This is a genomic window from Lacunisphaera limnophila (genome assembly GCF_001746835.1).
Taxonomy (GTDB): Bacteria; Verrucomicrobiota; Verrucomicrobiia; order Opitutales; family Opitutaceae; genus Lacunisphaera; species Lacunisphaera limnophila.
In genome coordinates, this window is sequence record NZ_CP016094.1 from 182,212 (window position 1) to 202,954 (window position 20,743).

General features: G+C 66.5%; 17 protein-coding genes. 10 read left to right on the forward strand and 7 right to left on the reverse strand.

Annotation, left to right across the window (positions count from 1 at the left end; genetic code table 11):
* Nucleotides 1-126: 126 nt before the first annotated feature.
* A complete protein-coding gene (locus Verru16B_RS00805) occupies nt 127-1,980 on the reverse strand; it encodes a TonB-dependent receptor plug domain-containing protein (protein ID WP_069960507.1) in 1,854 nt (617 codons plus the stop codon).
* A gap of 705 nt (nt 1,981-2,685) precedes the next feature.
* On the opposite strand from Verru16B_RS00805, the gene metH reads away from it, so the two are divergent.
* On the forward strand, nt 2,686-6,663 hold the full coding sequence (metH, locus tag Verru16B_RS00810; RefSeq protein ID WP_069960508.1) for a methionine synthase: 3,978 nt from the start codon (nt 2,686-2,688) through the stop codon (nt 6,661-6,663).
* Nucleotides 6,664-6,776: 113 nt separating this feature from the next.
* On the opposite strand, the gene Verru16B_RS00815 is transcribed toward metH, so the two are convergent.
* Nucleotides 6,777-7,481, reverse strand: a complete 705-nt coding sequence (locus Verru16B_RS00815; protein WP_069960509.1) for a PEP-CTERM sorting domain-containing protein — start codon at nt 7,479-7,481, stop codon at nt 6,777-6,779.
* Nucleotides 7,482-7,830: 349 nt separating this feature from the next.
* Between Verru16B_RS00815 and Verru16B_RS00820 the strand changes: the two genes are divergently transcribed.
* The 3 genes from Verru16B_RS00820 to Verru16B_RS00830 all read left to right on the forward strand — a co-directional run bounded on the left by Verru16B_RS00820 (nt 7,831) and on the right by Verru16B_RS00830 (nt 10,501).
* Nucleotides 7,831-8,487: a PEP-CTERM sorting domain-containing protein gene (locus Verru16B_RS00820; protein ID WP_069960510.1), complete on the forward strand. Its 657-nt coding sequence runs from the start codon at nt 7,831-7,833 to the stop codon at nt 8,485-8,487.
* A 208-nt stretch (nt 8,488-8,695) separates the two neighbouring features.
* Nucleotides 8,696-9,832 carry an acyltransferase family protein gene (locus Verru16B_RS00825; RefSeq protein WP_069960511.1) on the forward strand — a complete coding sequence of 379 codons (1,137 nt, stop codon included), beginning with the start codon at nt 8,696-8,698 and terminating at the stop codon, nt 9,830-9,832.
* 156 nt (nt 9,833-9,988) lie between these two features.
* Entirely contained in the window at nt 9,989-10,501 is a 513-nt protein-coding gene (locus Verru16B_RS00830) for an energy transducer TonB (RefSeq protein ID WP_069960512.1), read from the forward strand.
* A gap of 45 nt (nt 10,502-10,546) precedes the next feature.
* Here Verru16B_RS00830 and Verru16B_RS00835 read toward each other — a convergent pair whose 3' ends face one another.
* On the reverse strand, nt 10,547-11,146 hold the full coding sequence (locus Verru16B_RS00835; protein WP_069960513.1) for a cupin domain-containing protein: 600 nt from the start codon (nt 11,144-11,146) through the stop codon (nt 10,547-10,549).
* 125 nt (nt 11,147-11,271) lie between these two features.
* Here Verru16B_RS00835 and Verru16B_RS00840 point away from each other — a divergent pair, with 125 nt between their 5' ends.
* The 4 genes from Verru16B_RS00840 to Verru16B_RS00855 all read left to right on the forward strand — a co-directional run bounded on the left by Verru16B_RS00840 (nt 11,272) and on the right by Verru16B_RS00855 (nt 14,278).
* The gene (locus Verru16B_RS00840) at nt 11,272-12,573 is read left to right on the forward strand and encodes a DUF3472 domain-containing protein (protein WP_083269997.1); all 1,302 of its coding nucleotides are present in this window, start codon (nt 11,272-11,274) and stop codon (nt 12,571-12,573) included.
* 87 nt (nt 12,574-12,660) lie between these two features.
* Nucleotides 12,661-13,047 carry a hypothetical protein gene (locus tag Verru16B_RS00845; protein WP_069960514.1) on the forward strand — a complete coding sequence of 129 codons (387 nt, stop codon included), beginning with the start codon at nt 12,661-12,663 and terminating at the stop codon, nt 13,045-13,047.
* 63 nt (nt 13,048-13,110) lie between these two features.
* Nucleotides 13,111-13,680 carry a DUF4256 domain-containing protein gene (locus tag Verru16B_RS00850; protein ID WP_069960515.1) on the forward strand — a complete coding sequence of 190 codons (570 nt, stop codon included), beginning with the start codon at nt 13,111-13,113 and terminating at the stop codon, nt 13,678-13,680.
* Between the two features lie 52 nt (nt 13,681-13,732).
* The gene (locus tag Verru16B_RS00855; protein WP_069960516.1) at nt 13,733-14,278 is read left to right on the forward strand and encodes an SRPBCC family protein; all 546 of its coding nucleotides are present in this window, start codon (nt 13,733-13,735) and stop codon (nt 14,276-14,278) included.
* A 3-nt stretch (nt 14,279-14,281) separates the two neighbouring features.
* Here Verru16B_RS00855 and Verru16B_RS00860 read toward each other — a convergent pair whose 3' ends face one another.
* Both Verru16B_RS00860 and Verru16B_RS00865 read right to left on the reverse strand, forming a co-directional pair.
* The gene (locus tag Verru16B_RS00860; RefSeq protein ID WP_069960517.1) at nt 14,282-14,986 is read right to left on the reverse strand and encodes a PEP-CTERM sorting domain-containing protein; all 705 of its coding nucleotides are present in this window, start codon (nt 14,984-14,986) and stop codon (nt 14,282-14,284) included.
* A gap of 129 nt (nt 14,987-15,115) precedes the next feature.
* On the reverse strand, nt 15,116-16,225 hold the full coding sequence (locus Verru16B_RS00865; RefSeq protein ID WP_157772097.1) for a hypothetical protein: 1,110 nt from the start codon (nt 16,223-16,225) through the stop codon (nt 15,116-15,118).
* A gap of 183 nt (nt 16,226-16,408) precedes the next feature.
* Here Verru16B_RS00865 and Verru16B_RS00870 point away from each other — a divergent pair, with 183 nt between their 5' ends.
* A complete protein-coding gene (locus Verru16B_RS00870; RefSeq protein WP_069960519.1) occupies nt 16,409-17,704 on the forward strand; it encodes a LemA family protein in 1,296 nt (431 codons plus the stop codon).
* A gap of 56 nt (nt 17,705-17,760) precedes the next feature.
* Entirely contained in the window at nt 17,761-18,528 is a 768-nt protein-coding gene (locus Verru16B_RS00875) for a hypothetical protein (RefSeq protein WP_069960520.1), read from the forward strand.
* Here the strand turns inward: Verru16B_RS00875 and Verru16B_RS00880 are convergent.
* Nucleotides 18,525-19,505: a hypothetical protein gene (locus tag Verru16B_RS00880; protein ID WP_157772098.1), complete on the reverse strand. Its 981-nt coding sequence runs from the start codon at nt 19,503-19,505 to the stop codon at nt 18,525-18,527. The genes Verru16B_RS00875 and Verru16B_RS00880 overlap by 4 nt on opposite strands.
* A gap of 216 nt (nt 19,506-19,721) precedes the next feature.
* Complete coding sequence (locus tag Verru16B_RS00885; RefSeq protein WP_069960522.1) at nt 19,722-20,741, reverse strand: D-alanine--D-alanine ligase family protein; 1,020 nt, start codon at nt 20,739-20,741, stop codon at nt 19,722-19,724.
* Between the last annotated feature and the right edge of the window lie 2 nt (nt 20,742-20,743).

Here is a 20,743-nt window from a genome sequence, read left to right on the forward strand (position 1 = left end):
GCCCTATCCCGCCACGAACGCGGCACGGTTTTCGCACGAAGGCGGGATTCGGCGATCCCACCCTACAATCAAGGCAACCCGTTCAATCAGAACCGGGGCGCAGGCGCCCCGGCTCCATTTAGAACCTCAGAACTTCCACTCAACCCCCGCATACGCCCCGAGGCCGGGCTGCGGGTAGCCGTGCACCTGGTCGTATTTCTCATCGAGCAGGTTCTCCACGCGGGCCTTGAGCGTCACGCGCTCGCTGGCCTGCCACGCGCCGTAAACGCGCATGACCGTGTAATCCTCGCCGGCGATCGTCGCAAAGGTCACGGCATCCACATCCATCCTGTCGCTCACGACCACCAGCCCGGTCCCGGCGCTGAACGCGCCGAAACGCTTCCACACGTCCAGCGACCCACTCAGCCGCGGCCGGCGCAACAGCCGCGTACCGTTCGTGACATCGTCGGCGTCGAGATGCGCGCCGGCCACCCGCACCTCCACGGCGCCCGGCAGTGTGAACTTGCCCGACAACTCGAGCCCCCGCGTGCGGGCCCGGCCCACGTTCTGCACCGTGCTCGGGAAGGCCGCGAAATCAAACGTGACAAGGTTGCTGATCCGGGTGTCGAACCAGGTCAGGCTGAGCATCCCTTGCTTGTCGGCGAAGAAGTAGTCCACGCCCGCATCCCACCCCTTCGCCTTCTCGGGCTCGAGGTCGGGGTTGCCCACGTAGTACGAGCTCTGGCCATAGAGATCGAGGAAGCTGGGCGAACGGAATGCCGTGCCGTAGCTCGCGCGCACTTTCCAGCGGGATCCTGGCGACAGCCACGCCGCCGTGGCCTTGCCGGTCGTCGCCCGGCCGAAACTATCATGGTCATCACTGCGCAGGCCGGCGGTGAGGAAGACATTCGTCAGCGGGCTCCACTCGTCCTGCACGAACAGGGCCAGCAGCTTCTGCCGCCGGTTGATGTCGCCGAAGCCGGTGTTGCGCGTGTGGTTCGCCTCCGCCGTGACGCCGCCGGTCACCCGGTGCGCCTCGTTGGCCGTCCATGTCGCCTGCCAGTCGAGCACGGCGCGGCGGTTCTTCACCAGCGTGGTCGACGTGCCGTTGAACGATTCGTAGCGCCGGTCCTGGCCGCCGAGCACGGCCTTGCTGCTGAACCCGGGCGCCGGCGTGAACTCCGCAAACACCGTCGCGAGCTGGTTGCTCTCGCGCTCCTCGTTGTCGGGATCGTTGGCGCCCCAGCCGATCGCCGGCCCGGGCGAGCCATAGGCGCCGATGAAACCGCGCCAGGTGGCGCCGACCGCCACCTTGGCCGAGACCCGGCGGTCCACGCGCAGCGCGTAGCTCGCACTGTCAAAGGCGTTGTTCGCGCGTTCGTTGTCGGTGTGCCCGCCACTGAGCGAGAACGTGTAGCCGCCCTGCTCGTCCCCCGCCTGCACGCTGGCCGCACCCTGGATGGTGCCGAAGGAACCGGCCTCGAGCGCGACACTGCCGCGCCGCGCGCCCCGGCCGCGCTGGCCGCGGATGGCGATCACGCCGCCGACCGCCTCGCCGCCGTACAGCGTGCTTTGCGGGCCGTGCGAGACCTCGAGGTTGTCACAGGCCCCGAGACACAGGCCGCCGAGCGTGGCCTGATAATCGGTGTTGGGATCATTGGCCCGGATGCCGTCCACGAGAAACAGCGTCTGGTTGGAATTCGACCCGCGCAAAAAGAGCGAGGTCACACCGCCTGGCGCGCCCGAGGCGGCGGACGGCGCGCCGGGAATGCCGGCGAGCGCATAATTCAGCCCGAGCACCTGCATGCGTGCCAGCTCGGCGGCACTGATCGACTCCACGGCCGTGCCGAGGGTGGTCAGTGCGGCGGGCGTGCGCGTGGCGGTGGTCACGTAGTCCGGCAGGACTACGGTGGATTCCTGCGCGGCCAGCCGGCCGGTGGCCAGCGCCGCGAAGGCGAGGAACGAAAGGCGTCGCAAGGACGCCGGGAGGGAGGTTTGCATGTCTGCTATTCCTAACGGCAAGAGCAGACCGCCGCCCCTGTAGGTCGGGCTTTGCGCCCGACACGCCGGGGCTGGGCCCCGGCCTACATAAGACACGTCTCTACTCTCACGCTTCATTGAGTGCGATGAAGGTTTGTCGCCCGGGCGCGCACACGCCCCGGCGCGGTGAGTTTCCGCAGACAGATGTTCGGACTCCGCATATCGGGTGCGACGCACCCGAATGTGAAATCTCAAATTTGAAATCTCAGATTCGGTGCCTCGCACCGGCCTCGCCCCCGCCTTCGCCCCCGACCGGAGTCGGAAACTGGCTCTGCTCCCGCCCTGAAGCGGAATGGGGGTCTGTGATGCGTTACCGCAGCGCTACTGTGGCCGGTTTTCACGGCCTTCCCTGTGACTGCTGAATTAAAATGAAAGAACCTCAGGAGAGGCCGCGAGCAAACCACCCGCCCCACCCGACCCGCAAGCCCCAACCCTGTGCATCCCTTGACTATGACTAACCGTGTGCCGGATTTGTTGTCGGGCGGGGTCTCCGACTGCGGCAGCCATCGCCTTGGCGACGGCTGGCCCCCGCCTCGATCGTGATATCATCCTCGCATACGGCGGGGTTCCTAGCTCGCCAACACCGCCCCCCCTCCCCCCTTCGTTAGACCAATCCAAAGCTTGCAAACATATCATTAAATCCTGATATGTAGATCATCTCTGCCCATGCCTGACCGCCCCCACCTCCCGACTTCCGCTGAAGCTGCTCTCCGCCAGACGCTTAGCGAACGCATTGCCGTCATCGACGGCGCCATGGGCACCACCATCCGCACCTACAACCTGACGGAGCAGGATGTCCGCGGCGAGCGCTTCAAGGATGCGCCCAAGGATCTCAAGAACAACGGCGACATCTACTCCCTCACCCGCCCGACCGAGATCGGCGACATCCACCGCCGCTTCCTCGAGGCGGGCGCGGACATCATCGAGACGAACACCTTCTCCGCCACCAGCATCGGCCAGAGCGAGTTCTTCATTGAGGACCCGCGCGAGAAGGGCGGCCGCAAGGACCCGGCGTTCTACGCCTCCGTCCTCGAGAACAAGTTCCTCCAGGAACTCGCCCACGACATCAATTTCCAGTCCGCCCGCCAATGCCGCGAGTGGGCCGACCGCATCGCCAACGCCACCGGCCGCCGCCGCTACGTCGCCGGCGCCATCGGGCCGCTCACCGTCTCCCTCTCCAACTCCCCCGACGCTGACGACGCCGGCTTCCGCGTCGTCACCTTCGACCAGGTCAAGGCCGACTACCGCCGCCAGATCCGCTCCCTCATCGCCGGTGGTTCCGACCTCCTCCTCGTCGAGACGATCTTCGACTCCCTCAACGCCAAGGCCGCCCTCGTCGCCCTCGGCGAGATCTTCGCCGAGGACAAAATCCATCTCCCCGTCATGATCTCCGCCGCCGTCGGCCGCGGCGGCGAGACGATGATCTCGGCGCAGACCGTCGGCGCCTTTTGGAACGCCGTCCGCCACATCAAGCCGTTCTCCGTCGGCCTCAACTGCTCGATCGGCCCCGACCTCATGCGCCCGTTCCTCGAGGAACTCAGCGGCAAGGCCGACACCTTCACCTCCTGCTACCCCAACGCCGGCCTGCCCAATCCGCTCACGCCAACGGGCTTCGACCTCCTCCCCGCCGACATGGGCCGCTTCATGGGCGAGTTCACCCAAGCCGGCCTCGCCAACATCGTCGGCGGCTGCTGCGGCAACACCCCCGAGCACATCGCCGCCATCGCCGAGGCCGTGGCCCCCAAGCCCGCGCGCAAAGTGACGATCATCCGCCCGGATCTGCCGTCGCCCGCTCCGTCCCTCTCAAATCTCAAATCTGAGATTTCAAATTTCCCGCTACCCCTCCAACTCTCCGGCTCCCTCCCCTTCACCCAGCAAATCGGGGCCTTCCTGATGATCGGCGAGCGAACGAACGTCGCCGGCTCCCCCAAGTTCGCCAAGCTCATCAAGGCCGGCAACTACGAGGAGGCCGTCTCCGTCGCCCGCCAGCAGGTCGACAACGGCGCCAACGTCATCGACATCTGCATGGACGACGGCCTCATCGACGGCGTCGCGGCCATGACCCGCTTCCTGCAGCTCATCGGCTCCGAACCCGAGATCGCCAAGGTCCCCTTCATGGTCGACTCCTCCAAGTGGGAGGTCATCGAGGCCGGCCTGAAATGCCTTCAGGGCAAGGGCATCGTCAATTCCATCTCCCTCAAGGAGGGCGAGGCCAAGTTCCTCGAGCAGGCCCGCACCATCCTCCGCTACGGCGCCGCCGTCGTCGTCATGGCCTTCGACGAGAACGGCCAGGCCGCCACCCTCGCCGAGAAGATCCGCATCTGCACGCGCGCCTACCGCCTCCTCGTCGACGTCGCCGGCTTCCCGCCCGAGGACATCATCTTCGACCCCAACATCCTCACCGTCGGCACCGGCATCGACGAGCACGCCAACTACGCCGTCGATTTCATCGAGGCCACGCGCTGGATCAAACAGAACCTCCCCCACGCCAAGGTCAGCGGCGGCGTCTCCAACATCTCCTTCGCCTTCCGCGGCAACAACGTCGTCCGCGAGGCCATGCACGCCGCCTTCCTCTACCACGCCATCAAGGCCGGGATGGACATGGGCATCGTCAACCCGTCGATGCTCGAGGTCTACGAGGAGGTGGACAAGGAACTACTCGCGCTCGTCGAGGACGTCCTGCTCAATCGTCGGCCCGACGCGACCGAACGCCTCGTCGAGCACGGCGAGAAGCTCAAGGCCGGCGGTGGCGTCAAGGATCAGAAGACCGACATCGCCGTGCTAGAGGCCTGGCGCCAGGGCACCATCGAGGAACGCCTCTCCCACGCCCTCGTCAAAGGCATCGACGCCTGGATTGACCAGGACACCGAGGAAGCCCGCCTCAAATACGGCAAGCCCCTCCTCATCATCGAGGGCCCGCTCATGGACGGCATGCGCGTCGTCGGCGACCTCTTCGGCGCGGGCAAGATGTTCCTCCCGCAGGTCGTGAAGTCCGCCCGCGTGATGAAGAAGGCCGTCGCCTACCTCCAGCCCTTCATGGAGGCCGAGAAGGCCGCGCTCATCGCCTCCGGCGGCACCGCCCGCGCCCAGGGCAAGATCGTCATGGCCACCGTCAAGGGCGACGTCCACGACATCGGCAAGAACATCGTCGGCGTCGTCCTCGCCTGTAACAACTACGAGGTCTTCGACCTCGGCGTGATGGTGTCCTGCGAGAAGATCCTCGCCGCCGCCAAGGAGAAGGGCGCCGACATCATCGGGCTCTCCGGCCTCATCACGCCCTCGCTCGACGAGATGGTCCACAACGCCAAGGAAATGCAGCGCCTCGGCCTGAAGCTCCCCCTGCTCATCGGCGGCGCCACGACCTCCGCCGCCCACACCGCGGTCAAGATTGCACCGCATTACGACGAACCCGTCGTCCACGTCCTCGATGCCTCCCGCGTCATCGGCGTCGTCTCCCAACTCCTCAGCCCCGAGAACAAGCCCACCTTCGTCGCCGACACCAAGGCCAAGCAGGAACAATCCCGCATCGCCTTCGCCGACCGCAAAGGCGCGAGAAAACTCCTTTCCCTCGCGGAAGCGCGGAACCGCGGACAGAAATTCGACTGGTCCACGATCGATATCCCGCAGCCGGAATTTACTGGCACCCGCGTGTTCAGCACGGCGGTGGACGCCGGAATAAAGAAGGGTTCGGACTCCGACCTTCGTCCTTCTTCCTTCTTACCTCTTACTTTGTCCGAGATCGCCTCCTACATCGACTGGTCCCCCTTCTTCAGCACGTGGGAACTCCACGGCCGCTTCCCCGACATCCTCAAGGACCCCGTCGTCGGCGAGGAAGCCACCAAGCTCTATGCCGAGGCGCAGGCCATGCTAAAGCGCATCATCGACGAGAAACGCTACACCGCCAAAGCCGTCATCGGCTTCTGGCCGGCCAACAGCGTCGGCGACAGCGTCGAGATTTATGATCCCTCCGGGATCGAAAATCTCGACGCCCTGAGCCTGTCGAAGGGGGTCCGCCCGAAGCCGCTCAAGACCTTCCACTTCCTCCGCCAGCAGCTCGAAAAGCCCGCCGACCAGAACAACCACTGCCTCGCCGACTTCATCGCGCCGAAAGACAGCGGCCGCCTCGACTACCTCGGCGGCTTCGCGGTCACGGCCGGCCACGGCGTGGAGGAGTTCGCCGCCGAGTTCCGCGCCCAGACCGACGACTTCAACGCCATCCTCGCCCAGGCCCTCGGTGACCGCCTCGCCGAGGCCCTCGCCGAGCTGATGCACAAGAAGGCCCGCGAGTACTCCGGCTACGGCAAGACCGAGAACCTGGAGATGAAGGACATCATCCGCGAAAAATACCGCGGCATCCGCCCTGCCCCGGGTTACCCCGCCTGCCCCGATCACACCGAAAAACGGACTCTTTTCGATATTCTCAGCGCTGAATCGACCACGGGAATCAACCTCACCGAGTCCTTCGCCATGCATCCGGCCAGCTCGGTCTCGGGTCTGTATTTCAATCATCCGGATTCCAAGTACTTCGCGGTCGGAAAACTGGCCAAGGACCAGCTTGAAGATTACACGCTGCGTAAAGACCAGTGGATGGAGGTTTCTGAACGCTGGCTGGCTCCCTACCTCGATTACGATCCGGCCCCGTAATTTATCGCCGCTAGTCGCGCCGTAGTGGCCGCGATGGCGGTTCGGGAAACTCGCGCAGGACCGAAACCGAGCTCCACCCCGCCCACAAAGGCGCCGCCCGGGCCGGGTCAGGGTCAAGCCGAGACGACCGACTGCTTCCCCGGCCGACCGAGACGGCGGCGGATCGCGATGCCGAGCAGCAGCACCCCGGCACCCGCAAGCCCGTAGGTCGAGGGCTCGGGCACAGGGGTCAACGCGACCGAACCGAAGCCTTCATCGCTGGTGCTGGCCAAACTGAAATTCTGGTCAGATCCTCCCGTGACCGTGATGGACTGCCAGCGGGCGGTGACGCCATCGTCCCCCAGAAAACCGGTCACGGTCGCGAAATCGTCGAACTGAAACACAAACGTGGCGACTTCGCCGAATCGAATGCCTCGTTGCGGACTGCCACCGTTGGCGTTGGGGCCGCTGATCAGGCCCGCGTCCTGACCGAAGTTGTTGCCCCCGGCATTCAGGGCATAGGGGATCGACAGCGTCCAATCGCTCGGCTCAATGCGGCCGGGGGTCAGCAAATTCCAATTCTGGCTGATGAGGCTGGTCGAAGCGAGCAGGGCATTGGGCGCATTGAAGCCAAACGACGTGATCGTGCCGCCCGCTCCGCCGGATCCGGCATAACGGTTGTCAATCTGCAGCTGGAGCTGGTTGGAGACGGTATCGAGGGTGAAGGCAAAATGAGCCGTGACCCCCGTATTCACCCCAACGGGTACATACAACTGGGCGGTGGCGGTGGAAAATCCGAGCAACAGGAATGAGGCAGTGAGGTACAGGTTGGGTCGCATGGCGGGAATGGTTTGGGTTGAAGTGTGCTAATGGGAACACCTCCTTATAACATGACCCGCGCGAAGTCTTCCATCCGCCGACCACTGCCGATGGCCTCAGGGTAAAGCTATTCGGGATTAGAGCCGAATGGCTATGAACCCAGAGCCAGAAGGGCCCAGGTTGTGGTATTTATATCGAGCGAGTGATGACCGTCAGACTGACATACCCAAAACTTGGCTTTGGTCTTACTTCAGACCTGAACCTTTCCGCCGGTCCCGAAAAGGAGGCTTGCCCCTTCGAATAATATTTTTTTTGAAAATATGTGGGTTAGCGATTTGCAACCCTTCAAACTCAACCCGTACCCACGCCATGGTTCCTCGCCCACGCCGCCTCCTGATCGGATTTTTTCTGGCCCTGCTTTGCCTTGGAAAATCCCAGGCCCAAGTAGTCATGACCGTTGACTGGTCGGATTTGTCGGCCGTGAAATTCACCGCGACGGGAGCTAACTCCGCCATCGAGTATCCTGACGCGACCAACTATAGTTTCTCTGATGGCATCGCTTTGCTCAATTTCTTCACCAGCTCGGTGGTGGTTCAGGACCTGGATGGCGGATCTTCGACACCGGGATCAACCCTGACGGATAGCGCGGGAGTCGTGTCTTCCATCACGATTTTCGACCGACTTTCTTCCTGGAACGACAGTGACCCTGGTGCATACCCGGGCGGCAATGGGTCCGATGTCACCCTGTGGAATACCTCCACCCCTACCGACATGACTTTCAGCATGTCCAGCCCTGCCTTTAACGGGGAAGCGGTTTTCGACCTGAGTGCCTATTCCGCTTTCACGAATCTGTTCCCCGCGCTCAACGCGACCGGCACTGTCGAGATTTGGAATGGGTCTGGTACCCTCGGCACGTGGCAGGTTGTCGGCGTGACGGCCGTGCCCGAGCCCTCCACGTACGCTGTGCTCGCCGGCCTCGCCGCGCTCGGCTTCGTCGCGGTGCGCCGGCGGCGCACCGCCGCCTGAGGATCGCGCTGCCGCACTTGCGATCATGGAGCCCGACCGAAATAGGTCGGGCTTTTTAGTTTGTGGTCCAAATGCCCCCGCTCCGCTTCCCGGACTTTAGGGAGCTACGGCAGGGGCCATGCTTTACCTTTTACCTCACTCCTAGCCCGACTGCCGGACCTTCAGAATTTGCGTTGTCTGACCCCGGGCTTGACGCAGCCTGCGCCCTATGAGCCCCGCGTCCCCTTCCCGGCTGCCGTGGATCGACCACCTGCGCACGGCGTCCATCGTACTCGTCGTCAACATGCATGCCTGCGTCACCTACAGCCACGTGGGCGACTGGTACATGATGGCCGATCCCGAGCCCACGCTCGCGGCGAAGGTGCCGTTCATCATCTGGCAGAGTATGCTGCAGTCGTTCTTCATGGGCCTGCTCTTCTTCCTCGCGGCCTATTTCGCCGCCGGCTCCCTCGCCCGCCGCGGCCCGGGCGCCTTCGTGCGCGAACGCCTCGTCCGCCTCGGCCTGCCCGCCCTGCTCTACATGCTGGTGATCCACCCCTTCATCCTGCTCGGGCTGAATCCGTGGGATCACGATTTCGGTCCGCCCGTGGCGTTCTACACGCGCTTCGTCCGGTCGGGAGAATTCCTGGGCGAGAGCGGTCCGCTGTGGTTTGCCGTCGCCCTGCTGCTCTTCTGCCTCGGGCTGGCCGGCTGGACGAAGCTGCGCCCGATGGCGAACGTGACGTCCACCCCGCCGCCCTCGGGCCGCCTCCTCCTCGGCTGCGGGCTCGGGATCGGTCTCGCGTCCTTTGCCATCCGGCTCGGGCAGCCGATCGGGACGAACGTCCTTAACCTGCAACTCTGCTTCTTCGCGCAATACATCGCGTGGTTCCTCGCCGGCGTCCACGCCGCCCGCCGGGGCTGGCTGGTGCCGCTGGCCGCCTCGTCCCAAGCCCGCCACGCCGGCTGGCTGGCCTTGGTGGGCGGACCGGTGGTCCTGCTGGGGCTGTTCGTCCTCGGGACCAAATCGGCCGGCATCGAAGCCTTCTTTGGCGGCGTCCACTGGCAGGCCCTCGGTCTGGCGGTGTGGGAGCAGCTGACCGGGCTCGGGCTGGCCCTCGGCGCGCTCGCGCTGTTTTCCCGACACGTCAACGTCGAGACCCGCCCCCTGCGCTGGCTGGCGGACCGCTCCTTCGGGGTCTACGTGCTGCACGCCCCCGTGCTGATCGCGCTGGCGCTGCTCTTCCGCGCCTTGCCCTATCATCTCTACGGGCTGGTTGCCCTGCTCACCCTCACCGGCTTGGCCGTCAGTTATGTCCTGGCCGACCTCGCCCGCCGGACGCCCGGTTTGAAATCAATCCTGTGAGAGGCGAGTGGGCGGAAAGGGGTCAGGCCGCGCATGGTGCTATCTGACTTTCGATCGGGGAGGCCCACCCGGGAACTTATTGCTCCCCAGCGGTCCCAATAACTATCCCTGTGCTTGGGCCGGCACACCCTTCAAACCCCGATCGCCTCCCTGTCCATGAAGCTTAGCCTCCTTCCCCTCCTCACCCTCGCCCTCGCGGCCGGCGCCTGCTCCCAGCACGCGACCACCCCCGCCCCGTCCCTCGTCGCCGTGCCCGCGGGCACCCTGCAGACCGCCTGGGGCGCGATGCCCACCTACCGGTCGGAGGGCCTCCCGTTCAAGTTCGACCGCAGCCGCCAGCGTCAGGCCGTCCTCCCGCGGGAGTACCGCGCGGGCGACACCGTCGTGCTCGACGTGCTGGTCTCGCGCGACGGCACGATCAACGACGTGAAGGTGCAGCGCAGCTGCGGCACCGAGTCCGTCGACCGCTTCATGGCGAACCGCTTTGTTGGCGCCCGGTCCCAGCTGCAGGTCGCCGCCACTGACCCCGCCCCCTATGTCATCCGCCAGACCTTCAGCCTCGGCGAGAGCGGCCCCACCGGCAGCAATGCGCTCATGACCGATGGCGACAGCAAATTCTCCGACGTCCGCCCGATGGGCACCGGCGCCAAGCATCCCGCGGATCACTAAGCGGGCCGCGCGACGGGCGCGGACCGGGCCTGCGCCCCCGCTTGCTTAGCCGAGGCCGTAGCGCGCCTTCAACGCCTCGCGCTGCTGCTGACCTTCCGGAAACCGGATGATCCCAAACTGCGCGGTCAGCCGCAGGATCTCCTCCCGCCGCTTCTCCGACCCCTCGGGATAGCCATTGGCCGGTGTCAGCCGGTGGAAGATCTGCTCGAGGTAGTCCTCGAACGGCTGCTGGAAATACATGTCGATAAACCGCAGCGGGTGGTCCGACGCGTTGAAGAAGGTGTGCTTGATGCGCCGCGGCCGCAGGTGCCAGCCGCCGGCCGGGACCTCCAGGACCTCCTCGCCCATCAGCACGCTCGCCGTGCCCTCCAACACGTACATCAGTTCGTCCAGATCCTGGTGGGCGTGCGGCGCGGGACCCATGCGACGCGGTGCCACGGCCGTTTCCACGCAGGAGTAAATGCCACCGGTATCCGCCTGGCGCACCAGCACCCGGATATCCATGTCGCCCCGATGGTCGAGGGGTGGCGAGGGCGGCAGGAAAAACGGCGCGGGGGCGGCCCCGGCCGGAGCGGACGTGCCCTGGGCGGGCAACAGGAGCGGGGTCAGCGCAGCGCCCGCGAGGAGAAATTGTCGGCGATCCATGGTGCGTTGCAGCGTGGCCGATCCCGACCGGCTGGCAAGGCCGCGCCGCACCCGACCCCGGTGGTTGGAGCTTGGCCGCTCGCCGCTTCTCCGTCCCACTGGCTCTGCCCCCTGCCCTAAGCCGCATGCCCGCTCCCGCCGCCCTCCCCACTCCCCCCGCAACCGCCGCCCGCCCCCCGCGGGCCCGCCGGCTCCTCGCCGCCTGCCTCCTGTGCCTCCCGCTCCTGGCCGCGAACGCGGCCTCGCGGCGCATTCCGGCCCACACCGCCTATATCAGCCCGAACCCCGAGGGCGCCAAGGTCTCGGCCGCCGGCATCACCGACTGGAAGAACCCGCGGCTCAAGGTGGAATGGTTCGGCCAGATCAACACGCCCGGGAGCGTCGATGCCCGGGTCGCCCTGCGCCTCGCCGACGGCCAGTCATCTCTCCTGCGTCTCACCGTGGCCGGCCAGTCGCGCGACGCCACCGCCGTCGGCGCCGGCGCGACGCTGGTCTTCGTGGACTTCGGCAGCTTCGACCTGCCGGAATCAGGGTACTACCGCTTCAGCCTCGAATCCCGCAACTTCCTCGGCAAACCCGCCGGCGACCTCGACGCGCTTCACCTCGACGGACCGGCGACCGCGGGCGCGCATTTCAACATCAAGGAACGCCGCAATGCGGCTTCCGTCCACCTGTCCTACCCGGTGTCGCCCGGGGCGGAGGTGACGGCGTTCTACGGCGAGGTGACCGGCCTGGAGGACCCGTTGTGGACCTTCTACATGGCCTGCGGCTGGCAGCGCGGCTACCTCGGCATGCAGGTCAACAGCGCCATGGAGCGCCGGATCATTTTCAGCGTCTGGGACAGCGGTAACGAGGCCGTCAATCGCAGCAAGGTCGCGGCCGAGGATCGTGTCACCCTCGTGGCCAAGGGCATGGGTGTCACCGCCGGCGACTTTGGCAACGAGGGCACGGGCGGCCACAGCCACCTGAAGTACCGCTGGAAGACCGGGGAGAAACAACGCTTCCTCATCACCGCCCGCCCCGCGGATGCGACCCACACGATTTACTCGGGCTACTACTTCCGGCCCGACCAAAACGCCTGGATGCTGATCTCCAGCTGGAAGGCGCCCAAGGACGGCGGTTACCTGCGCGGCCTCTACAGCTTCTCCGAGAACTTCGGCGCCGCCAACGGCCACGTCCTGCGCCGCGCCCGCTACGGCAACCAGTGGATCCAGACCGCGGACGGGACCTGGCAGGAACTCACCGTCGCCACCTTCAGCCACGACGAGACCGGCAAGGCCGACCGCCGCGATCGCTTCATGGGCGTGGAAAACGGCGAGTTCTTCCTCAGTCACGGTGGTTTTGTCGAGGGCTTCACCGAGTTCGGGCTGCCCTTCGAGCGTCCCGCCACCGGCCAGCCCCCCACCGACCTCCCCGCCGCGCCCTAGCCCATCCCGCCGTCCTGCGCCTCCGTCCCACCCGCCGCATTTCTGGATTTCCCCCGGCGGGACGATCTGCATGATGCCCGCACCCCCATGAAAATCCGCCCGCTCGCCTTCGTTGCCCTGCTCCTCGCCTCGTTCCTCCCGGCTTTCGCCTCCGACCTCGCCGGCACCTGGAACACCGAGTTCGACTCCCAGATCGGCGTCCAGAAATACAGTTTCACCTTCAAGCACGAGGGCGACGCCCTGACCGGCTCGGCCACCTTCGACCATTCCTTCGGCAAGGGCACCGTGCCGCTCAAGGCCGTCAAGGTCGACGGTGACAAAGTTTCCTTCACCGAGGCGTTCACCATGGAAGGCAACGAGATCACCATCGCCTACTCCGGTACGCTCACGGGCGACGAGCTCACGCTCACCCGCCAGGTCGGTGACATCGCCACCGAGCAGCTCACGGCCAAGCGCACCCCGGCCGGACATTGAGCCACGCCGGGCTCCGCTTGCTCGGCTGTTGACGGACCGGCCGGTCCGGCAAGAATCCCCGCCATGGCTGCCACGGCCAAAAAAAGACCCGCCGCCCCGCGCCCCGCGGACCTGCTTGCGATCCTGCGGGCCCGCTTCGAGCAAAACCAGGCCCGTCACGCGGATCTCACTTGGGCCCGGGTCCAGACCCGGCTCGAGGCCAACCCCGCGAAACTCGCGGCTCTCGCCGCGATGGAGCACAGCGGCGGCGAGCCCGACGTCACCGGCCAGGACTCGAAAACCGGCGAATTCCTCTTCATCGATTGCGCGCCGCAAAGCCCCGTCGGCCGCCAGAGCCTCTGCTATGACCGCGCCGCATTGGACGGCCGGAAGAAATTCCCGCCCAAGGGCTGCGTCACCGAGCTGGCCGCGGCCCTCGGCATCGAACTCCTGACGGAGGAGCGGTATCACGCTCTCCAGCAGCTCGGCGAATTCGATACGAAGACCTCCAGCTGGCTGCAGACCCCGGCGGACATCCGCAAACTCGGCGGCGCGATCTACGGCGACCGGCGATACAACCGCGTCTTCATCGGCCACAACGGCGCCGACTCCTACTACTCCGGCCGTGGGTTCCGCGGACTGCTGCGCGTCTGAAACTCCTCCTTCCCGGCCGGCCGGTCGTCCCCTCTCTTCGCTCTTCCACGCCATGCTCCCCGTCCTCCTCGCCCTCCTCGCCGTCCTCGTGATCGGCTTCCTGCTCTTCGTCGCGTCCCGTCCGGGCACGTTCCGCTACACCCGCTGCCTGGTCATCGCGGCGCCCCCCGCGGCACTGTTCGCGCAGGTCGACGACTTGCGGAAATTCCAGGACTGGAACCCGTGGGCCAAGCTCGATCCCCAGTGCGTGTTCACCTACGGCGGTCCCGCCACGGGCACCGGGGCCACGTACCACTGGAAGGGCAACCGCAAGGTCGGCGAGGGCCGCATGACCATCACCGAAAGCCGGCCTCCCGCGCTGGTCCGCTCCCGCCTCGAGTTCATCAAGCCCTTCGCTGCGACCCACACGGGCGAATTCACCTTCACGCCCGAGGCCGGCGGAACCCGGGTGAGCTGGACCATGACCGGCGAGAACAACTTCATGAGCAAATTCATGGGCGTGTTCATGAACTTCGAGCAGATGATCGGCCGCGATTTTGACCAGGGCCTCGCCACGCTCAAGGCGCTCACCGAGCACCCGCCGTCATCCGCGTCCTGACCCTCACCGGCGGGGCCGCCGCCGCGCCACCAGCGCCAGCGCCGCCAGCCCGGCGAGCGCGGCATACGTGGAGGGCTCGGGAATCGCCGCGACCCCGTGGTCGACGATCTGCAGGCCGTTCAACTCCGCCTCGTTGAATCCCAGGCTGCCGATGAAGCTGCCCCCCAGGCTTGTCCCCGTGGCGGTGACGGAAAAACGCACGTAGTTCGTGCCCTCCTCATACGCCGCGATCGTGAAGGCCGTCAGGCCCTGCGTGCTGCCATCGAGGGTGAAGGTCGCCGCCCGGTCCGTCGAGTAGCTCGATCCGGCCTGGGAATACAAATAGATGTCGTAGGCGTGGCCGGGCGTCAGCCCCCCGAGGGTGAAAGCCGTCGGCGTGGCGCCGTCCATGTAGAAGTAGTCCGCCAACAGGTTGCCGGCGAATTCCTGGTCCCCGCCAAAACCGATGTTGGCGTACTCCGGGTCGTCCATCGCGAACGACAGCGTCGTCGTGGTGACCCCGTCCGAGGCCAGGAGAGCCGTGGCGCCCACCCCCGAGGTGACCGCGTTCCAATAATCATGGCCTGGGTCCGCATAGGCGCCCTGCCCCACATAAACCGGCACGAAGCTGATCTTCACGTCGATATTGACGACCTGCTGGGCCGCAGCCCGGACACCGAGCAACAGGAGGGCGATCAGGAGAAGGTACCCAGGACGAGGGAAAGACATAGCGTGGAGGGGTGGCCCGGAAATAGCCGGACACAGACTTCCTCGTCACAATTCCCGAATCCCTGAGGACTATCTCTCCCCGGGCGCCGGGACCACGAACCGGGGCCGCGCGCCGGGGCATCCTCGCGCTTAACTTCCTTCTGCCGGCGCCTCCGGTGCGGCGGGCACCGTCTCGGGTTCCACCTCCGCTGCCGGCAGGGACGCGATCGCCGCGCGCACGGCGCGGACCGCCCGCTCGTGCTCGGTGCCGGTCTCGCCCTTTTCCTTGGCACCGATCGCGTTCACGTAGGCGCCCATGAGCGTCTCGACCTGCCCGGGGTTGAAATCCGTGCTCGCCCCGACGACGGCGGAGAACAGCACGCCGCGCCGCAACGCCTCGATCGCCCGCCGGATGGCCGGCTTCACCGCCATCAATACCCCCTTCACGAAGGTGCGGGCAACGAAGCCCACCTCCTCCTCCTTGAGCGCATCCGCGATGATGCGGTCCACCGCCTGCTCGAACGCCCCGCGCGGCGGCAGGTAAAAGACCCAGTCAAAACGCGCGAACAGGCTGCCCTCCAGATCCGCCGGGCGCAGTGCCCGCCACCGGGCCTCCACCTTCGCCGGATCAAAATTTTCCCGCCACGCCAGCTGGTAAAGCTGCGCCCCGATGCCCTCGAGGGGCAGCGGCAACGCCGCGATAATCTGTTCAAATTCGAGGTCCGGGGGCTCCGTGCCCTCCGTTTCATCCGCCTCCACCGTCCCGTCCCCGAGCGCATTCTCCCAATGGTGCAACATCGTATTGAGCTCCGGCGCGCGCGCCGCGACGGCGGGATCAAGCTTCCCCTCCTGCGCAAGCGCGAGGAACTGCCGGAAGACAAAGACCGGGTGCGGCTCGCCTTTCTTGCCGATGATGACGAGCCCCTTGCCCGTCTCCTCGGTCACGGCCTCGTAAACCACCTTCACCACCGCCTCGGCAAACTGCTCGGCATAGCGCCGGTCGCCCTTCGAGCGCGCGTGGATCGAGATCGTCAGGGCCTTCCCTTTCACCACGAAGGGCGCCAGCTGGATGTCCTTGCCGAACTCCCCCTCCGGCTTCGGCCCCGCCGCATGCGCGGCGCCGGCCAGCCCCAGCAGGGCCAGCGCGAGCAGCATCAAGCCGCGGATCCGCGCCCCGGGGCCCGGGGTGACGGCGCCACGGGGGGCCACCCCGCGCTCAGTTGATGGGGCCAACGCGTCCTGAAGGCGGGTGTCGTGCATGGTGTTGTCCCTCCAGCACACACGGCCGCGGCCAAAGTTACACGCAATTCCCGCCCGGTTCGCCCGATCTTGGGCCTCGGCTGGCCGCCGGGGTTCGTCCAACGCAGCCTTGCGACCGGCCGGTCGGATTCTAGTGTGCCGCCACTTCCCCGTGCCCGGCCACCCTCCCGCATTCCCCAGCCCATGCCCTGGCTGATCCTGCTCAGCGCCCTCGCCGCCCCGCTGTTGCTCTGGGGCAGCCTGCACCTCCGTCGCCGCCATCGCCTGCTCGCGGACCTGCCGACCTCGAAAGCCGCGGGTGTGTTCATCGGGTTGACCGAACTGCAGGGCACCGCCGAATGCGCGGCGCCGCTCACCAGCACCCTCGCCGCGATGCGCTGCGTGCATTACCGCTACGTCGTCGAGGAACAGTGGTCCCGGCTGGTCACCGAGACGACCACCGACAGCAAGGGACGGTCGCGGACCACGACCCGGCGCGAAAGCGGCTGGTCGGAGATCGCGTCCGGCGGTGAGACCGTTGATTTCTACGTCCGGGATGAGACCGGCATCGTGCTGGTCCGGCCGGAGGGGGCGAAGATCGAGCCGCTGCGGCTGTTCGACGAGACCGTGAGCCGCGGCGATGCGCTTTATTACGCCAAGGCCCCGGCCGCCGCCGTGGCCCATTCCGACCACCGCCGGCGCTTCACCGAGTACGGCCTGCCGCTGCATACGCCGCTCTTCGTCGTCGGACGGGCGCGGGAACGCACCGATGTCGTGGCCGCCGAGATCGCCGCCGACCCGGCGGCCGAGCTGTTTCTCATCTCCGCCCGCTCGGAAGCCAAGGTGCAGTCGGGGCACGCGGTCTGGTCCTGGGTCTGCCTTTTCTTCGGCCTCGTCTGTACGCTGGGCGGTTTTCTGCTCTACCAGACCTTCCGGGCGGTCCCGTTTGTCCCCTGGCATTTTATCGCGGTGGGCGCCGGCTTTCTGGCCGTCTTCACGCTGGGCTGGGTTTGGATGGTGTACAACAGCCTCGTCAGCCTGCGGGAACGCACCCGGCAGGGCTGGTCGCTGGTCGACGTCCAGCTCAAGCGCCGGCACGATCTTATCCCCGGCCTCGTCGCCGCCTGCGCCGGCCTCGCCGGTCACGAGGCGCGCACCCAGACCGCCCTGGCCGCGCTCCGCGCTCAGCAGCAGGCCACGCCACCCGGCGTCGCGGGCCCCGACTTCACGGGGCTCGCCGCTCCGCTCCGCGCGGTCATCGAGGCCCACCCGGACCTGGTGGCGCAGGCCAGCTTCGCCCGGCTGCACCAGGAACTCGTCGCGACCGAACAACGCGTGGCCCTCGCCCGCACCTACTACAACGATATCGCCACGGCCTACGCCACCCGCCTCGAGCACATTCCCGACCGCTGGGTGGCCCGCCTCGGCCGGATGACGCCCCCGCCCCTGCTGGCGGCCACCGACTTCGAACGCGCCATCGTCCGGGTGGATTTCGCCTGACCCCGCGCCGGCTTCTGGGCTGGACCCGCGAAACCCGTTGCCGCAAAAAACCCCGCGTGAACTTCCCGTCCTCCCTCCTGCGTCGCCTCACGGCGCTGCTCGCCGCCGGCCTCGCCGCGGCCGCTGCGGCCGACGAGCTCCACGACCAGATCGGCCTGCTGGGTCCCGATTTTCTGGTGCGCGCCATCCCGGCACCGGTGCTGGACCGGCCCGCCGATTGGATCAACCGCGACGACGGCGACTATCACTACGTCTACACCGCCGGGGACGACCACGGCCAGAAGGAACAGGTCGAGACCCACCGCTACGATGCCGCCCACCCGGGCCGGGTCTGGCACCGGCAGATCGGCGCATCCTTTGTCGAGTCCTTCGAACTCCTCGACAACCAGGCCATCCGCTTCCACGCCGAGACTGACCGGCAGCACGGCTACCAGGTCGATTTCAGCCCGGGTATCTCCATCCCGGCGGGCGTCAAGGCCGGCGACACCTGGCAGGCCGAAAGCGACCTCGCGGCCTTTCACCTCGACCCCGCCGGCAAGGCGGCTTTCCAGGGCCGCATGACCGCGACCTGCCGCTATGTCGGTGCCTGGCGCGTGAAGGTCCCCGCCGGCGAATTCGATGCCGTGCTGATCGAACAGTCCTTCGATGTGGCCATCGGTCCGGCCAAGGTCAGCGATGTCCGCCACCTCTTCTATGCCCGCGGCGCCGGCGTCGTCGCGGAAGTCGAGGCCATCCGCGCCACCGCCCTCGTCGTGATCCGCGTGCGGGAAAAATCCGCCAAGGTCCTCTCCCGTCTCCCCGCCCCGGCCGCCTCGGCGCCCTAGTCCGTCGCCGGTTTCAAGAGCGGGTAGATCCCGTCCGCGTCGGGCCCGGTGTAGCTGTGGTTCCAGCCCCGAAAATAATCCCGCAGATTCCTCCCGGCGGCCGCGGCGGCCGGGACTTGGCGCCCGGAAACGTGCGCCCAGCGGACAAATTCCAGCGGGCTGAGGTTCAGTCCGAGGCCGGCCACGACGCCCTCCTCGCTCGGATTGGCCGTGATCCAGTTGAGCATGGTCGCCGATGGCCGACCCAGCAGGGCCAGGCAAAGGCTGTCGATCCGCAGCCCCGACTCCACGTTGACCAGGCGGACGGCCTGCGTGGCCTCCGTGCGGGCCCGCTCGAGCTTCGTGCGCAGCAGGGTGGCGGCTTGGTTCTTCTCCTCGACATAGACCGGGTCCACCGCGTCGACGAGGTGCACGCTGCGTCCCGCGCAGGCCATTTCCTGCCGGATCGAGGCGAGGCCCGCCTCAATGGCGTTGGGCGTGAGAAAATAAAGGTCGCCGGCCAGAAACGGGGAGTGGCGGACCAGGCTCGCCTCCATCGCGGACAGGCGCAGGTGCACCACATCCACCGGCATGCGGCTCGCGGTCCTTTCCTCCGGGAGGTCCTGGATCACCCACTCCAGGTAGGTGTTGGTGTAGGCGAGGATCGCCTCGGTCACCTTGTCGAACTCCGCCCGCGGACACTCGACGCCGAAACTCTCGGGCGGCAGCCACCCGTCGGCCTCCTGGTGCAGCATCCCCTCCTTGCTGATGTTGCTGTACGTGCGCTTTCCCTCGGTCACCCGCGCGATGATGTCCACGCAGCTCACGTCGATGTCGAAGCTGCCATCGGGTCCGGGCTCACGCACGGATCGCACCAGCGTATAGGTCACCTGGCGCTCGCCATAGGGCTTGGTGACTAGCTTGAACACCCGGCCGACCGCCTCACGCCACAGCGGCAGCACCCCCGGCCCGGCGCCCGGGTCGGATTCAGCAGACATGGCCATGGGTGAGATCATACAGTCTCGCAGTATCGGGGCATTCGGCCGGGGATTACAGCGAAACCTGCGGCTTGTGCCCCGTAACCCACACTTTCAGGCTTCTTTAGCAAAGTGGGGGTTCCCCGCCGCACGATCAGGCCGTCAACCTGCTTTTCCGCGGAAAGTTCGGGGCTTCATTCCTCCGCGCCCTTCGCGGTCAATGCTTCGCGGTCTCGGTCACTCCCGTGCCGTCTTCAGCCCAAGCCGTGCGATGCGGTCGATCAGTTGCGGGTAGGCGATGCCCGCCTTCAACGCGGACTCGGCAAAATCCTCGTCGGGGGCCAGCGCGGGATTCGGGTTGGCCTCGATGAAATAGATCTCATTCCGCGCGTTCAGGCGCAGGTCGATGCGGGCGTAGCCGTCGATCGTCAGCAAGTGGTAGATGCGTTTGCACACCGCCTCGATCTGCCGCACGAGCGCGGGCTCGAGCCCCTCGGCAAACCGGTTTTCCAGGCCCCAGCGCTCGCGGTAGGCCTCGTCCCACTTCGCCTTGTACGTGGCGATCTTCGGCTCGTCGGGCGGCACCTCGCGGAACACCAGCTCGCGGATCGGGAACACCTGCAGCCGGTGGTTGCCGATCAGGCTCACGTAGAGCTCGCGGCCCTCGATGTACTCCTCCGCGATCACGTCGTTGTCGGTGTTTTCGTGCAGGTAGGTCACCCGCTCGCGGAACTGCTCGTCGGTCTCGACGAACGAGGCCTGCGCGATGCCGTAGGACGCCTCCTCCTTCAGCGGTTTCACCAGGATGGGGAATTTCAGGTGCTTGGGCCGCACGCAGCGCTTGCCGCGCGGGATCGTCACGAAGTGCGGCGTGTGGATGCGGTGGTAGCTCAGGATCTTCTTCGAGATGGCCTTGTGCTTGCACAACGTGAGCCCGGTGGAACCGCAGCCGGTGAAGGGAATGTCCTTCATCGCGAGCAGCGACACGATGTGCTGGTCGAATGCGCGGTTGTTCCGGAACTGGTCGGCCAGGTTGAAGATCACGTCCGGGCTGAAGGTCTGCAGCTTCTGCCGCAACAGGTCGAGGTCGTCGAACAGCGCCAGGTGCTCGTGCGGGTAGCCGAGCGCGTCGAGCGCCTGCAGCACGGCGGCCTCGGTCTTCCAGTCCGCGGTCTTCAGTTCGGGGGTCAGGTCCTGGTCGAGCGTCGTGGGGCGCACGGCGTCAAAAAGGGCCAGCACTTTGAGTTTCTTGCTCATGG

Coding starts and splice junctions, on each gene's coding strand:
- Verru16B_RS00845 (WP_069960514.1), top strand. CDS start 12,661: ATGAAAATCCGCCCGCTCGCCTTCGTTGCCCTGCTCCTCGCCTCGTTC.
- Verru16B_RS00815 (WP_069960509.1), bottom strand. CDS start 7,481: ATGCGACCCAACCTGTACCTCACTGCCTCATTCCTGTTGCTCGGATTT.
- Verru16B_RS00840 (WP_083269997.1), top strand. CDS start 11,272: ATGCCCGCTCCCGCCGCCCTCCCCACTCCCCCCGCAACCGCCGCCCGC.
- Verru16B_RS00820 (WP_069960510.1), top strand. CDS start 7,831: ATGGTTCCTCGCCCACGCCGCCTCCTGATCGGATTTTTTCTGGCCCTG.
- Verru16B_RS00835 (WP_069960513.1), bottom strand. CDS start 11,146: ATGGATCGCCGACAATTTCTCCTCGCGGGCGCTGCGCTGACCCCGCTC.
- Verru16B_RS00855 (WP_069960516.1), top strand. CDS start 13,733: ATGCTCCCCGTCCTCCTCGCCCTCCTCGCCGTCCTCGTGATCGGCTTC.
- Verru16B_RS00850 (WP_069960515.1), top strand. CDS start 13,111: ATGGCTGCCACGGCCAAAAAAAGACCCGCCGCCCCGCGCCCCGCGGAC.
- Verru16B_RS00805 (WP_069960507.1), bottom strand. CDS start 1,980: ATGCAAACCTCCCTCCCGGCGTCCTTGCGACGCCTTTCGTTCCTCGCC.
- Verru16B_RS00830 (WP_069960512.1), top strand. CDS start 9,989: ATGAAGCTTAGCCTCCTTCCCCTCCTCACCCTCGCCCTCGCGGCCGGC.
- Verru16B_RS00870 (WP_069960519.1), top strand. CDS start 16,409: ATGCCCTGGCTGATCCTGCTCAGCGCCCTCGCCGCCCCGCTGTTGCTC.
- Verru16B_RS00825 (WP_069960511.1), top strand. CDS start 8,696: ATGAGCCCCGCGTCCCCTTCCCGGCTGCCGTGGATCGACCACCTGCGC.
- Verru16B_RS00885 (WP_069960522.1), bottom strand. CDS start 20,741: ATGAGCAAGAAACTCAAAGTGCTGGCCCTTTTTGACGCCGTGCGCCCC.
- Verru16B_RS00865 (WP_157772097.1), bottom strand. CDS start 16,225: ATGCACGACACCCGCCTTCAGGACGCGTTGGCCCCATCAACTGAGCGC.
- metH (WP_069960508.1), top strand. CDS start 2,686: ATGCCTGACCGCCCCCACCTCCCGACTTCCGCTGAAGCTGCTCTCCGC.
- Verru16B_RS00880 (WP_157772098.1), bottom strand. CDS start 19,505: ATGTCTGCTGAATCCGACCCGGGCGCCGGGCCGGGGGTGCTGCCGCTG.
- Verru16B_RS00860 (WP_069960517.1), bottom strand. CDS start 14,986: ATGTCTTTCCCTCGTCCTGGGTACCTTCTCCTGATCGCCCTCCTGTTG.